12 protein-coding genes are annotated in these 14,190 nt (G+C 59.8%); 3 read left to right on the top strand and 9 right to left on the bottom strand.

The window, feature by feature from the left end; all coding sequences use genetic code 11:
• Window positions 1–170: 170 nt before the first annotated feature.
• Window positions 171–932, bottom strand: coding sequence for a DUF2076 domain-containing protein (locus tag JFU48_RS11075; RefSeq protein ID WP_103486200.1), 762 nt, complete (start codon window positions 930–932; stop codon window positions 171–173).
• A 178-nt stretch (window positions 933–1,110) separates the two neighbouring features.
• On the opposite strand from JFU48_RS11075, the gene JFU48_RS11070 reads away from it, so the two are divergent.
• Entirely contained in the window at window positions 1,111–1,785 is a 675-nt protein-coding gene (locus JFU48_RS11070; protein ID WP_045122649.1) for a YciC family protein, read from the top strand.
• 74 nt (window positions 1,786–1,859) lie between these two features.
• Complete coding sequence (locus JFU48_RS11065) at window positions 1,860–2,939, top strand: endonuclease/exonuclease/phosphatase family protein (protein ID WP_201136507.1); 1,080 nt, start codon at window positions 1,860–1,862, stop codon at window positions 2,937–2,939.
• A gap of 107 nt (window positions 2,940–3,046) precedes the next feature.
• On the opposite strand, the gene JFU48_RS11060 is transcribed toward JFU48_RS11065, so the two are convergent.
• The 8 genes from JFU48_RS11060 to JFU48_RS11025 all read right to left on the bottom strand — a co-directional run bounded on the left by JFU48_RS11060 (window position 3,047) and on the right by JFU48_RS11025 (window position 12,431).
• Window positions 3,047–4,228 (bottom strand): MFS transporter, encoded by a 1,182-nt coding sequence (locus JFU48_RS11060; protein WP_201136506.1) that lies wholly within the window; start codon window positions 4,226–4,228, stop codon window positions 3,047–3,049.
• Window positions 4,225–5,460 (bottom strand): ATP-grasp domain-containing protein, encoded by a 1,236-nt coding sequence (locus JFU48_RS11055; RefSeq protein WP_201136505.1) that lies wholly within the window; start codon window positions 5,458–5,460, stop codon window positions 4,225–4,227. Before JFU48_RS11055 ends, JFU48_RS11060 begins: the two co-directional genes overlap by 4 nt.
• A 38-nt stretch (window positions 5,461–5,498) precedes the next feature.
• Window positions 5,499–6,881, bottom strand: coding sequence for an FAD-binding oxidoreductase (locus JFU48_RS11050; RefSeq protein WP_003228480.1), 1,383 nt, complete (start codon window positions 6,879–6,881; stop codon window positions 5,499–5,501).
• A 139-nt stretch (window positions 6,882–7,020) separates the two neighbouring features.
• The gene (locus tag JFU48_RS11045; RefSeq protein ID WP_201136504.1) at window positions 7,021–7,953 is read right to left on the bottom strand and encodes a hypothetical protein; all 933 of its coding nucleotides are present in this window, start codon (window positions 7,951–7,953) and stop codon (window positions 7,021–7,023) included.
• Window positions 7,946–8,686, bottom strand: coding sequence for an alanyl-tRNA editing protein (locus tag JFU48_RS11040; RefSeq protein WP_201136503.1), 741 nt, complete (start codon window positions 8,684–8,686; stop codon window positions 7,946–7,948). The genes JFU48_RS11045 and JFU48_RS11040 overlap by 8 nt, the downstream gene beginning before the upstream one ends.
• 79 nt (window positions 8,687–8,765) lie before the next feature.
• Entirely contained in the window at window positions 8,766–9,827 is a 1,062-nt protein-coding gene (locus JFU48_RS11035) for a pyridoxal phosphate-dependent aminotransferase (RefSeq protein WP_201136502.1), read from the bottom strand.
• A complete protein-coding gene (locus JFU48_RS11030; protein ID WP_201136501.1) occupies window positions 9,824–11,407 on the bottom strand; it encodes a phenylalanine aminomutase (D-beta-phenylalanine forming) in 1,584 nt (527 codons plus the stop codon). Before JFU48_RS11030 ends, JFU48_RS11035 begins: the two co-directional genes overlap by 4 nt.
• Window positions 11,408–11,411: 4 nt before the next feature.
• The gene (locus JFU48_RS11025; protein WP_207198989.1) at window positions 11,412–12,431 is read right to left on the bottom strand and encodes a TauD/TfdA family dioxygenase; all 1,020 of its coding nucleotides are present in this window, start codon (window positions 12,429–12,431) and stop codon (window positions 11,412–11,414) included.
• 322 nt (window positions 12,432–12,753) lie between these two features.
• On the opposite strand from JFU48_RS11025, the gene JFU48_RS11020 reads away from it, so the two are divergent.
• Entirely contained in the window at window positions 12,754–14,163 is a 1,410-nt protein-coding gene (locus JFU48_RS11020; RefSeq protein ID WP_201136500.1) for an amino acid permease, read from the top strand.
• Window positions 14,164–14,190: the final 27 nt, after the last annotated feature.

Here is a 14,190-nt window from a genome sequence, read left to right as displayed (position 1 = left end):
GTCCACAGGAAGGTGGCGCGAATAATCAACCCACCACTCCGGACGGATGGTGGATTGTGGCGAGGGGATTTATCCCCGATGGGCAGCGCAGCGGCCCCAAAAATGGGACTGCTGCGCACTCCATCGGGGATAAATCCCCTCACCACAGTTTGGTATTGGCGACTGATCCGTCAGACGAACGAATCGTCGTCATCGAAGAACGACGAGTTGTCATCGCTGTAGTCGGTGTCAGTGAATCCGCCCTGGTCATTGCCAGAGAAACCGTTATCGGCCACACGCTGATCATTGCCCCAGTCGTTACCGCTCTGGTCGGCCACTTGCGCCGGCTCTTCCTTGATCACTTCAACGATTTCTTCGGGCTGCTGGTTGTGATGGAACAGACTGCTGATGCCCTGCGCCAGCATCACGCCACCGGCCACGCCAGCGGCGGTTTTCAGGGCGCCGCCGAGGAAGCTGCTGCCCGCAGCCGGTGCTGCTTGCTGCGGGGCATAGTTAGGCGCAGGCGCACCCCAGTTCTGTTGTGGCGGCGGCGCACCAAAGTTCTGTTGTGGCGCCGGTTCACGCCAGCCGCCGGTGGAAGCCGGAGCGCTCTGGGTTGGCGCCGGGCGCGAGCTGCCGCCGCCGAAGATGCTCGACAGGAAACCACCGCCGCCGCTTGGCGCCGGGGCCGCGCTCTGGGACTTGGCCGCTTGCAGTTCAGCCTGTAATTGCTGGACTTGCTGGGTCAGCTGCTTGTTCTGTTCGTCGAGGCTCTTGATGGCAGCCTCTTGCACCAGAATCGCCTGGGTCATGAAATAACCTGCCGCCGGCTGGCGGGTCAGGTGTTCCTTGATCCGCGCCTCGGCCTGGGCGTCGCGCGGGGCTGCCTCCGTTTCGGCCTGTTGCAGCCGGGAAAACAGTCCATCGATCAGGGTTTGCTCTTCGCTGTTCATGGCGACCTCGTAGATTGCCGGGGATAACGTTGCCCGTGTCCACTGTGGACATGGCGCACCTCTGTAATGGAGGCAGTGACAGGATGTTTCAACGACCTTTACCGAATGTTTACGTTTGTGTCGGCCCGCCCATCATCGGTTAAAGTGAGCCACTGTTTTCGACCTGCGATACCGACTGATGAATGCCTTCGATGTACTGCGCGACTCGCTGTATTTTTTCAAACGCCATCTGGCCAGCATCGTGCAGTTGTGTCTGCCGCTGGTGATCTTTGAGGCCGCGCTGCAGCAAGTAGTGGATCACGCCACCGACCCCGACAGCTTCTCCGCCGCCAGCGTGGTCGTCGGCCTGCTGGTGTATCCGCTGTACACCGCTGCGCTGATCCTGTTCCTCGACGCCCGCACCCGTGGCGAAGCCCCGCGCACCCTCGACCTGCTGGCGATGTCCGCCCGCCTGTGGCCGCGCTTCGCCCTGCTCACGGCGCTCAATACGTTGCTGATCCTGCTGGGACTGTCGCTGTATTTCCTGCCGGGCCTGATGCTGATGGTGATGCTCGCGTTCGGTGAATACCTGCTGGTGTTGCGCGGCATGGGGCCGTTGCAGGCGATGAAGGAAAGCCTGCGCCTGACCCGTGGGCATTTCTGGCGCATCCTGCTGTGCATTCTGTGTGTGATGGGGCCGTTGTGGCTGCTCAAGGGCGCGACGCTGGCGGTGTACCCCGATCCACAGAATCCGCTGATCGCGGTCATGATCGACAGCGCACACAGCTTCCTGCAACTGTTCACCAGTGTGGTGCTGTTCCGCCTGTTCATGCTGATCAGCGAATTGCCTGACAAACGTAACGGCGCGGTCTGACCTCGTGGCCCTTGGGCCAAGCGTTCACCGTCAGGTATGCTCGGAGCCACCTTTGTAACGCGATAAGCCGAGCCATGCCCCGTCTACTGCGCTACACCCTGTTGCTGATTGTGCTCGCCATCGTCCTGATCGGCGGGCTGATCTACAGCCTGACATGGCGCCCCGGCGCCCGCGAAACCCTGCCGGTCAGCTGCATCGGTACGCCGCCGACCCTGGTGCCCGGACAAGCCCTGAAAGTCATGACCTGGAACGTGCAGTACCTGGCGGGCAAGCGCTACGTGTTCTGGAACGATCTGGCCCACGGCGACGACGAGTCGCCAACCCTGGAAGACATGGCTTTCAGCCTCGACGAAGTGGCACGGGTGATCCGCGACGAGCAGCCCGACGTGGTTCTGTTGCAGGAACTGGATGACGGCGCCAAGGCCAGCGATTACCAGAATCAGCTCAAGTTGCTGCAAGAACGGGTCACCGACCTTTACCCATGCAGCGCCCACGCCTTCGACTGGAAGGCCGATTTTGTCCCCGACCCGCACATCTTCGGCAGCGTCGGCCGGCAACTGGCGACCCTGAGCCGTTATCGCATCGAACATGCCGAACGCCTGCAATTGCCGGTGCCCCCGGCGAATTTCATCTCCCGCCAGTTCGAACCCAAGGACGCCCTGCTCGCCACCAAACTGCCGCTGAGCGACGGCGGGCAACTGACGGTGTTCAACACCCATCTGGATCGCGCCAGCCAACCGGACGACACCTTGCGGGCGCAAGTGACGGCGGTGGCCAAGGTGCTCGACACGTACGAAAGCCAGGGCCTGCCATGGCTGATCGGCGGTGACTTCAATCTGCTGCCGCTGGGCCAGTACCAACGCCTGCCCACTGAACAGCGCAAGCCCTACTCCGTGGACAGCGCGCTGCATCTGTTATGGGATAAGTACCCGATGATCCCGACCAACAACGAAGCCAGCGGCATCGACCGCGCCCACTGGTTGACCCATTACCCCAACGACCCCGGCCTCGATGGCCCGGATCGCACCGTCGACTACCTGTTCTACAGCCCGAAGATCAAACGGATCGAGGCGATGGTGCGCCAGGACGATACGCTGCGCATCTCCGATCATTTGCCAGTGATTGCGCGGTTCCTGCTGCCCGCCGCCCCGTAGTCACCCCCCCTCATAACCCTGTGGGAAATAGGCGTGACTCCGAGTCAATGCACTTGCTCGAGGTCGTCGTGCAGCAGCCCGCCGGACAGCTATATGCCCCCGCGCCCTCAGGAAACCGCAACTGGCCGCTCGACGTCGATGCCGATCAGTGGGCGTTTCAGCGCAATCGATATCCAGGCGCCCACGGCGGCGATCACGCAGGCGGCAAAACCCAGCAGGAACGACATGAAGCTCAGTTCGTTCGCCACCGCCAGAAGGCCGAGCACCGCCGCAGTCGCCTCGGCGGCGCCCCAGACACAGGTCTGCACGGCCATCGCGACGGAACTGCGCCCGCGCCAGATCTTCACGGCCTGCGCCTGGTACAGCGGGCCGCAGATCATCTCGCCGATCACGATAAACACCACCACGACAAACAGAATCGCCTGCGCCTGCGACGAAATAATCAACAGCAGGCAGCCCGCGCCGATCAACAGGTTGGAAACGATGACCCGCCACAGCCGCGAGACACGCTGCGCGAATGAGGTGACGTAAACCTGACTGAAGATGATGATGCCGCTGGCCACCAGGAATAGCACGCCCACCAGTTCACTGGAGAAGCGCTCGGTGGCATAGGTAGGGAACACGTAATAAAACTGCGCATAGCCGATCATGGTCAAAAAGTTGATTGCCATGAATGCCACGACTTTGGGAGATGCCTCGGTTTCGCCTGGCGTGGAGGCAGGCGCGGCAAACTCCGCGCCTGCGCTGCGCACCACCTGTGGAATCAGACGGGTGGATGCCGTGGCAAACACGCCCAGGAGCAGCGGCAAGGCGACAAACCAGTAGCCGGTGCCGGCAAGGATCAACGACGCCACGAACGGCGCGACCCCGGCCCCCGCGTTTGCGGCCACATTCTCGTAGGAGAGCACGCGTTCGTGCTCGCCCTCGCGAAAGTACTGAACAATGTAGGAGATCTGCGAGATTGTCGCGATCGAGTTGGAGACACCGAACACCACGACCAGCACGACCCAGATGAACACGTTGGTGATGCCCATCGAGGCCGTGACCAGCATCAATAGCGCTGCCACCGCCACACAGAACAACGCCAGGGCTATTTCCCGGCGCCGCTCGACCTTGTCCAGCATGCCCTGAAAGGCCAATGCTCCGATGCGGTTGGAGACAATCGCGAACCCGACAACGATCCCCGCCGCACTGGTACTGAGGCCTACGGCGGTATTGAGCCAGATGGCCATGAATGGATAGAAGCAACTCCAGGCGGCGGACGAAAGAAACCGGACGAAGTAAATCATTTGAAGACCGGGCTTCTAGGGCCACGATCGGTCAGGACACGTACCTGGCCAATCTCCCGCACAACCACATCGGCATAGCCGGTGAGCATGCCGATCCAGGCGTAGTCGGACGTGCCGATGGGCTGGATCACGCTGCCGACGTTGGCGATGGGCGTATGAATGGAGGCCATTGGCGGAATCTCCCAGTCATGCACGATGGCCTCGTGATCCAGGCAATACCAGTAGCTCAAGGTCTGGCGACAGGACTCGACAGGCTGGTATTGAAGCGGAGCTTCCAGCAAGCCCAGTGGCAGCAGCGCCACGTGCTGCAGAACCGTCGCGGGTGCCAGATCGTAGGCCAGCGCAATCTGCTCGACGATGCTCGCGCCGCCCAGACGCCCCATGTTGGCGTCAATCAGATAAGCCGTGGATTCGTTCGCGATGAACTCGCAATGGAAGAAGCCATTGTCAAAGGCCGAGCGGGCAATCAGATCACGCACCGCTGTCTCGATTTTCGAACGCACGGGCGAGGCAATCCGGGCGTCGGCCGGGAATTGGTTGGCGACTTCCGTGAATCCCACACGATCACGCCGTGACAGGCCAAGGAAAACCACTCGGCCATCCTGGGCGAAGCCCTCCAGGCTGACGAGATCACCCACGCAATGCGCCTGGACAATCCAGGCAATGCCTTGCGGGTCGTCGATTCCGCTGTCGAGGATGGCCGAGCGGATCACAGCGGCAGGGTCAGCGTCCGGGGCAATCGAGAGCAGCGTGGTTGCCACCGCACCGGAGCCGACCGAAGGTTTGAGCACCACATCGTTGTGCAGACCGGGTGTCAGCCAGGGCAAGGTGAAGTCGCCATCGGCCAGCGACACGCAAGACTCGGCTGGCACGTGCTCGGGAACCAGGCTGCCCACGTATTCCTTGGATGACAGCTGCGCAAACACCGCGGGTGGCGCGTTGAAGCCGAACTCTTGGGCAATCGCGCAGACAACCGGGAACAACTCGTCAAAGAAGGTCGTGATGCTATGGATCATTCCGACCAGCGCCGGCTCGGACTTCAAGTAACCGGACAGCGCTTCCTTGTCGCTAAAGGCCGGAATGCAGGTGACGCCTTCAAATACGTTTTTCGCCGCGCCGTGAAAACCCGAAGGGTCAACGGACAGTATCGGTTCAAAACCTGCACTGCGGATCGCCTCACACACGTACTTGATGGAGACCTTGTTAATACCCACTATCAAAATATGGCGCATATCTTTCACATCCATCCTTAAAAATGAAAAATCGACGGTTACCGAGCATCAACAGGCAGCGCGTGATACATCTTGCCGGGATTGAAAAGGTTGTCCGGGTCCAGTGCCGATTTGATGGCCGCCATGCACTGCAGCGCCGCCCCGTGTTGGGCCGACATCCACTTCAGCTTTCCCTGACCGACCCCATGTTCTCCACTGACGGTGCCGCCGAATGACAACGCGCGACTCGACAGTCGACTGAGAAACGCCTGAATTTCCGCACTTTCGTCCTCACCTTCATCGAGCATGATCAGCAGGTGAAAGTTACCGTCACCGACGTGGCCGATGAGCGGCGCGTCAAGACCGGAGGCGGCAATGTCGGCCGCAGTGGCGCTGATGCAGGCACTCAGGCAAGACAACGGAACACAGACATCGGTGGCCAGCCCCTTGCGTCCCTTGTAGAACGCGTGAAATGCCCACCAGGCGTCATGTCGGGCTTTCCACAGGGCCGTGCGTTCTTCAAGACGCTCGGAAATCCTGACCTGCCCGCCGTACTCACCGGCGCAATCCTTGAACAGCTCGACACTGCTGGCGACCGTGGACCGGTCGCCATGGAATTCCAGAAAAAGATGCGGCGTTTCCACCAGACCCAATGCCGGGGAATAGGCATTGCAGGCACGCACAGCCGTGACATCCAGCAGCTCGATCCGGGCAATCGAAAGGCCTTGGCCCAGGGCGCTGGCCACGGTCTGTACCGCGCTGTCCACCGAGTCGAACGAACAGACACCGGCAACGATGGCCTCGGGCACCGGATGCAGCCGGACTTGCAACTCACTGAAGATGCCCAGCGTGCCCTCTGAACCTACGGCAACCGCCAACAGATCCAGGCCCATGGCCGATTTCGGCGCGCGGGAACCGATGGCGGCGACTGAGCCGTCCGCCATGATCCAGCGCGCGGCTTTGACATTCCCGGCCATCGTCCCGTAGCGCACCGAGTTGGTCCCCGAAGCACGGGTTGCCGCCATCCCGCCCATGGAAGCGTTGGCGCCGGGGTCGACGGAAAAGAACAGCCCGGTGTCACGTAAATGGCTGTTGAGTTGTTCGCGAGTGACGCCCGGCTGAACCGTGGCCGTCATGTCGGTGACGTTCACATCGACAATCGCGTTCATTTCCGAACAGTCGACACAGACGCCACCCTGTGGCGCATTGATTTGCCCTTCGAGGGATGAACGCGCGCCCGCCGGGATCAGCGCAACACCGTACTCACGGCAGAGCTTCACGACCTGAACGATTTCGTCTTCGCTGTGAACCGTCACCACGGCATCGGGAGGGCTCAGTTCGATACCCGGAGGCGCCTGGCAGAACTGTTGCCGGATCCCCTGTTCGAGCCTTAAACGCTCGCCGAACAACTGACGGAGTTTCTCTACGACTGGAGCATTCATTCATCTCATCCCTGTTCTGACTGATTACGGCCGGGTTACTTTTCAGCGCCCCGTTCACTGCACTGTCCCGCGCACTCCTGTGAACGGTTGGCCCTCGCCGGTTCATGCAACACAGAGGCGGCGAGCGCCCTGTGGCTGTTCACTCCTCGGCTTTTTTACTGGCTCGGGCCGCACGCCCGTCGTACTCCGGACGTCCGGAAACGACCAGCCCGAAGAAATAAGGCTGCGCGCCGGAATCCTCCAACTGACGGCCTGACTTGTTGTGCACTTCAATGACAGAGAACAGATCCACCAGACGGTCCTGAATCTGTTCTATTTCGGCGTCCTTGAGCGTGACCATCGAGCTGTATTTGAAGGAGCCAGAAACATCGAAGTATTCGCTCTTCTCAGGCTTGAGCAGCGACCGGTCCACTTCATGGCGCAGGAACTGATCCTTCAACTTCAACGCGTCCACCGTCCTTGGCATCCTCAACGTGGGTGCATGCCGGACAAACGGCTCATCCGGCGTTGCCCGCGCCTTGGAGATCAGGTTCAGGAACGCTTCCGTGCCTGAGTCGTAGGCAAGACCGAGCTGCTGGCACACCAGCTGAATCTCCGCCACGGAGGCGCTGTCGACCATGTAGAGATACGTCATCAATGGCAGCAGTTCGAATTGCGCCTCGAACGCGGCTATCACCTCTTCGGTGACAATGAACTCACGCTCGTAGCGGCTCAGACTCAGGGCCCGGCGCAAGATTTTGGAGTCGTGCTCGCGCAGCTCCAGGCGCGAAGAAAGGTCGGTGACCTCGACGCCTTTGCCGAACAACATCTCGTGGACGTCAGCCGGCAACAAGTCCCTGAAGTAGTGCCAGAAATAATCAAAACTGGCTTTGCTGGCCGCATCGATTCCAAGGTGATCATGCAGTTCGACGGCGGCATCGATGCTCAGATACTTCCTTCCGGCCTCGACATCGCGGTAGTAATTGGCCGAAAAGGGAATATTGACCTCGTCGAGAAACGTGGAAATCTTCAGATGCCCCGCGTCGATTCGAAACTGCATGAGAAATGCGCCAAACGCTCGTTTGCTATCCAAGCTCTTCAGCCTCTGCCGACAGAGTGACAACCACTCTGGTCGTATTTTTCTTGATCTTCATACTGGAAGTTACCACGCCTATTTCTTGCGTATTACGCACATGAACGCCCCCACAGGGGATTGACCAGTCTTCGCATTGCCACCAACGAAATCCCTGTCCCTGGCTGGTATCCGCTTCCGTACGAATCTCATGACTTGCAGAGCAAAACTCATTCAAGGCGTCTGTCGCCCGCCTCAGACTGTCTTCGTCGAACTCACCGACAAACTCGTATTGATTCTCTCCACCCTCGTCGCTCAGCGGCGAACGTACGGGATGTGCAATCGCTCGTCCGAGCGTCCGCTCAAGCATGCAATGAATCAAATGCATCGCCGAATGAACACGCATCTGATGATATCGCAATGACCAATCCAGCGTGGCGGTCGCCTGCTGGCCGATCACCCGCGCCTGCAGTTGTGTGAACGCTTCGTCATCAATGCCCAGGTAATGCCTGATCTGGTCATCCCTTTTTTTCGTCGCGACGATCTCCAGCGTGCGCAGTGCCTCACCCTCCCCGGCGAGCGCAATGTTCAGCACACCCCGATCTCCCAACTGTCCGCCGCCCTGGGGGTAGAACACGGTCTCGCCAAGGAGTGCGAAAGGCAGACCGGCGTCGTCGCGCTCAAGCAGATCGACTCGGCAGTCCAGTTGCTTCAGGTAGGGTTCATCGTGAAACAAAGGCAGCGTCTGGCTCATTTTTACCTCAGATAAGGTCTCACTGATCTTGCCTTGGAAGCCCCGTGCAATCGCCGTGGGCCTCCATACCGCAGCGGCTTCAGGCGAGCTCCATGGTTTGCAGTTTTTGCTGCAGTACAGTGCACAGCCGGGTCATCTGGGCCTCGTTTCCGAAGGAGATGCGCAGGCACATATCAAGACCATAGTCGGTCAATGGAGACGTCAGGAAACCCTCACGCTCCAGGTGCTGATGCAAGTCCTGGCAGCGTGTCTGGCTGACGCAATCGACGAAAACAAAGTTGACGTAGCGGCTTCTGGCTTCAATGCCATGAGCCTTGAACAGACTCACGAGTTCCTGCCCCCAGGCCTGACAATACGCCGCCGTCTTGTCCAGATGATCGCAGTCCTGCAGGACGTATTCGCCTGCCAGGGCGGAAAACGAACTGACGTTGTAAGGTGCACGCCGCGCTTGCAGCGCCGGCACCTGATCGGCGCTCGCGTAAGCCCAGCCAAGGCGCAGACCCGCAATACCGTAGGCCTTGGAAAACGTGCGCAGGCATATCGCGTTTTCCCGGCTGTTGACGATCTGAATGCCGGCAGTGTTTTCCCGATCCGGCGCAAACTCTGCGTACGCTTCATCGATGATGACGGTCGTGGTCGGCGGAATCAGGGCCACCAGCGATAACAGCTGCGAGGGCAACAGATAGTCGCCCAAAGGATTGGATGGATTGACCAGCACCACCACGTCCGGCTTTTTCTCCAGCGCACGTTTCAATGCAGCCTCATAGTCGCCGTTGGCGTCCGGGGCCATCTCGCGATAGTCGGCCCCCAGCAGCGCGGCGCGGATTTTGTACATCTTGAAGCTGTGCTGCTGCGTCACGATGCGACTGCCGGGCTTCAACAGGCTGCGCAATGCGATATCGATCAGTTCATCGGAGCCCGCGCCCACCACTACGCGCTCGGGATCAACCCGCCAGCGCTCGCCGATTGCCACGCGAAGAGATTTGTAAGTGACTTCAGGATATTCGCTGAGCAGCGTCGGCATCGAGGCGCACAGATGCAGGGCCAGACCCGATGCACCCAACGGATTTTCGTTGGCATGCAGCCGGACACGGTCGGTGGCCGCCGTTGCGAACAGATTGCTCTTTCCGGACGAACTCATCGGCTGTGTCCTCCCAGTACCTGGGCAACGATCGCTTCCAGGTAACCGGTCAATGCCACATCCCGATCCAGATACGGAATATGTTCACGCACCCGCGCATGCCAGGCGCGGCCCTTCGGCCCGAGTTTGGCGCTGCCGCGAATATCGGCGGCCTGGGCCGCACAGATCAGTTCGAACGCGAGAACGTAACGGGTGTTCTGCAGCACTTCGGTCACACGGCGTGCGGCGACGAGGCCGAAGGAAACCACGTCCTGGAAATCGCCCGTGGTGGTCAGGGTCTGGATCGAGACAGGGGTGGCCAGCGAACGGTTTTCCGCCGTCAGCGACGCCGACATGAACTGCCCGCCCATGAGGCCGAAACGCAGACCTCCGTTTTCCGCGCACAGGAAGGACGGCAGACCATTGCTGTTGGCTTTGGTCAGGAAGCGATCGATCCGCCGATCCGAAAGGTTGCACAGGGTGATGATGGAGATCGTCAGGTAGTCCATGGCCGAAGCGATGTACTGCCCATGAAAGTGCCCGTTGTGAAAAACCTGGCCGTTTTCAGGGGTGATCAACGGGTTGTCGTTGGAGGAGTTCAGCTCGTTGCCGACCACCCGCTCGACAAACTCGATGGTTTCCAGCACCGGCCCGAGGATTTGCGGCGTGCAGCGAATGGAATAGGCATCTTCGATGGGCATGTCTTCCTGGCGTACCTGGTCGGTGCGCAGGGCGCTCAATTGCGCAGAAAGCTCGAGATCGTCAATCGCCAGTTCCGAGCCTTGAAGATCGGCCCAGATGGCTTCGGCAATTTTTTGCTGGCCCAGGTGCGGTTTCAACTGGTGCACATCCGGATGGAAAGGACGCACCCGAGCCTGCAACGCTTCAAAAGAGAAGGCGGAGATCGATGTGTATTGCTCGAGCAATTCCCGGGCTTCGACCACATTCATCGCCGCGACTGCGACCATGCAGGAGGTGCCATTGATCAGCGCCAGCCCTTCCTTGTAACTCAGCTGGAGCGGCGCCAGGCCCAATTGCTCAAGCGCCTGCGCCGCCGGAATCCGCACACCGTCAAGATAGGCGTAACCGTCCCCGGTCAGCATCCGCGCAACCGCCGCCAGAGGCCCCAGGTCGCCACTCGTCCCCAAAGAGCCCTTGGTCGGAATTTCCGGAATCAGGCCCGCGTTGTAGATGGCGATGTAGCGGTCGAAATTCTCCAGCGAGAGTGCCGAGTTGCCACGGGACAGGGAGACGATTCGCGCAAACATGGTGGCTCGCGCCACATTGTCCGGGAATCGCTCGGCAACGTTGGTCGAGACGCCCTGAATCAGGTTCGATTGAAGCTCGTGGGCTTTCTCGATGGGCACCAGATGATCAACGAAACCACCCATTCCGGTGTTCACGCCATAAATCACCGCACCCTGCGCGACGAGGTTTTCCAAGGCTTCTCGCGATGCCTGAACCCGTTGCCGGGTTGCTTGCGAGGCGACCACCTGAGCCCCGGGCCGGGAATACCTGATCAAGTCCTTGAGACTGACATCGACGCCGGGGTTCAGTACAAATGCGCTATCCGACGTGAAGTTCTTTTCCTGAATCGTCATCTTTTCATCCCTGAGCTACGTGTACCTGATCATCCGCCCAATTGGCGATGATCACGTTGATTGTCCTGTTGCCCGAAAATGCGCGCCGACCGTGCGCATACTGGTAATTGTCGAGCAGTAAAATATCGCCTGCCCCCAGATCGACATCCTGTTCAACACTTCTGACGGTGCGGAACAGCTCGAGGGTAAGGTCATCCGGCAGTGGTTCGCCGTCACCGAAACACATGGCCTCCAGCAGTTGTGGAGTGTTGCGCTGCGCCTTCACCAGCTCACTGGCGTCCTGTTCGCGACCATCGATACGCGCCCACTCGATCATCGCGGCCGCTCCCCAGAAGTGCGCTTGATTGCACCAGATCTCTGCCGCTTTACGCGGGTGCTGGCGCATCGGGGAGATACAGTCCTGCCAGAGAATCAGGTCGCCGCCACTCCATTCGAAGTCCCACCCCCGCGCCCGGCATAGCACTTCTGCCTCAGCGGTGCTGGAAGTGGAGAACGTCTCCTGCCAGCTTTTTTTCACCCCGGGCTTGAGATTCACCCGCGCCTCGCCGGGCAGCGTCCGGCGCAACTTAAGCCCGCGATCGGTCAGGTGCTTCAAGGTCGAGCGATCAATCAACTGCTCCAGTTTGCGCATGTCCCCGACCACGGATTCTCCGCCTCGCCCCGCAGGCTCGACACAGACGAAGGCGATGATCTCGGGGGGATGTTTTACATAGGCCATTTCCTGATGAAGGATCACCGACCAGTCGGGCGGTGTGCGCGTCGCTTCCATGACCTTGCCCTGGATCGTCGAGCGTGGAGAGCTGCCACCGACGTAATCGCGAGTATGAAACCCCAGCACGCCGATGGCCCGCTCAAACACTTCAGGATCCCTGCACGGATGGGCGCCACGAATGAGCACCTTGCCTTCAATCAGCAGCTGTGCCCGGATGTCGTCTGCCGCCGCTGCAAAATAGCCTGCCGGATCGGCATGGGCGCCGACCGCAAAATCGAATGTCCCTTGTGCATCACAGCCCGTCACAGTCATCACTCCTCACGTCCCTGGAATCGTTGGCATGTCCATGTGCGGAGCATTAGATACCATCCCCCATTTACAAATTCAACATATAGAAATATGTTTCTTCCACTAGATTTATAGCGGCAACGCGCACGAAGTTGCCGCCGATCGCGCTGAAAAATCGATCTAACTCGCTGATAAAAATACAAATAATCTGAAGGATCAGAATCCGTATGACTGTGGAAAAAACCTTTTCTCCCGCTATTGGCATCGGCGCGTCATTGCAACGGCTTGCCTTTCCCCTCGCCAACTCCCCGCAAAAACCCACGCAACCTTGCGAGAATCCTTTTTCATGAACGGCCCCCATGCGCACTCAGGCCAGCTGAAACGCAGCCTGAAAAATCGACACATTCAATTGATCGCCCTGGGGGGCGCCGTCGGTACGGGACTGTTCCTGGGCTCGGCGGGCGCACTCAAGTTCGCCGGGCCGTCGATGATCCTCGGCTACGCGATTTGCGGCTTCATTGCCTTCATGATCATGCGGCAGCTGGGCGAAATGATCGTTGAAGAGCCCGTTGCCGGCTCTTTCAGCCATTTCGCCCACAAGTACTGGGGCGGATTCGCCGGTTTCCTGTCGGGATGGAACTGCTGGATGCTGTACACCCTGGTCGGCATGTCCGAGCTGACGGCCGTCGGCAAGTACGTGCATTACTGGTGGCCCGAGATACCGATCTGGGTATCGGCTGCGGTGTTCTTCGTGCTGATCAATGCGCTCAACCTGATCAACGTCAAAGTGTTTGGCGAAGCGGAATTCTGGTTCGCCATCATCAAGGTCCTGGCGGTGATCGGGATGATCGCCATGGGCAGCTACCTGCTGGCCAGCGGTAACGGAGGGCCTCAGGCATCGGTGAGCAACCTGTGGCAGCACGGCGGCTTTTTCCCGCACGGGATTGGCGGCCTGGCCATGTCCATGGCGATTATCATGCTGTCCTTTGGCGGGCTGGAAATGCTCGGTTTTACCGCAGCCGAAGCGGAACAACCTCGCAGTGTCATTCCGAAGGCCATCAATCAGGTGATCTACCGCATCCTGATTTTCTATATCGGCGTACTCGTCGTGCTGTTGTCATTGATGCCGTGGGACAGCCTGCTGGCGTCGCTCAATGCGTCTGGCGATACCTACAGTGGCAGCCCGTTCGTACGTGTGTGGTCAATGCTCGACAGCAATACCGCCGCGCACATTCTGAACTTCGTGGTCCTCACCGCTGCGCTGTCGGTCTACAACAGCGGTACCTATTGCAACAGTCGGATATTGCTCGGGCTGGCCCAGCAAGGTGACGCGCCGCAAAGCCTGGTCAAGATCGACAAACGCGGCGTTCCCGTGCGCTCGATCCTCGCCACGGCGGCAGTGACCTTGATCGCCGTCGTGATGAACTACGTGATCCCGCAGCACGCCCTGGAAGTGCTGTTGTCGCTGGTGGTTGCAACGCTGGTGATCAACTGGGCGATGATCAGTCTGGCCCATGGGAAATTTCGCCAACACCTGAACCGGTCCCGACAGACACCGCGGTTCAAGGCGCTGTGGTACCCCTACGGCAACTATGTCTGTCTGGCCTTCATGGTGTTCATCATGGCGGTGATGCTGATGGATCCTGTCAACCGGATGGCGGTCTACGCCATTCCGATCTGGATCGCCCTGGTATGGGTATGCCACAGCATCAAGCACAGACGCCGCGCTTCGCAAAGTCTCTGCGGCGAGGCCTGATCATTGCAGCCATAGCCCGGTCGACAC

The sequence above is a fragment of the Pseudomonas sp. TH49 genome, from assembly GCF_016650625.1.
Lineage (GTDB): Bacteria > Pseudomonadota > Gammaproteobacteria > Pseudomonadales > Pseudomonadaceae > Aquipseudomonas > Aquipseudomonas fluorescens_H.
The sequence above is the reverse complement of the archived record's forward strand: the minus strand, read 5'-3'. Positions and strand labels throughout refer to the sequence as shown.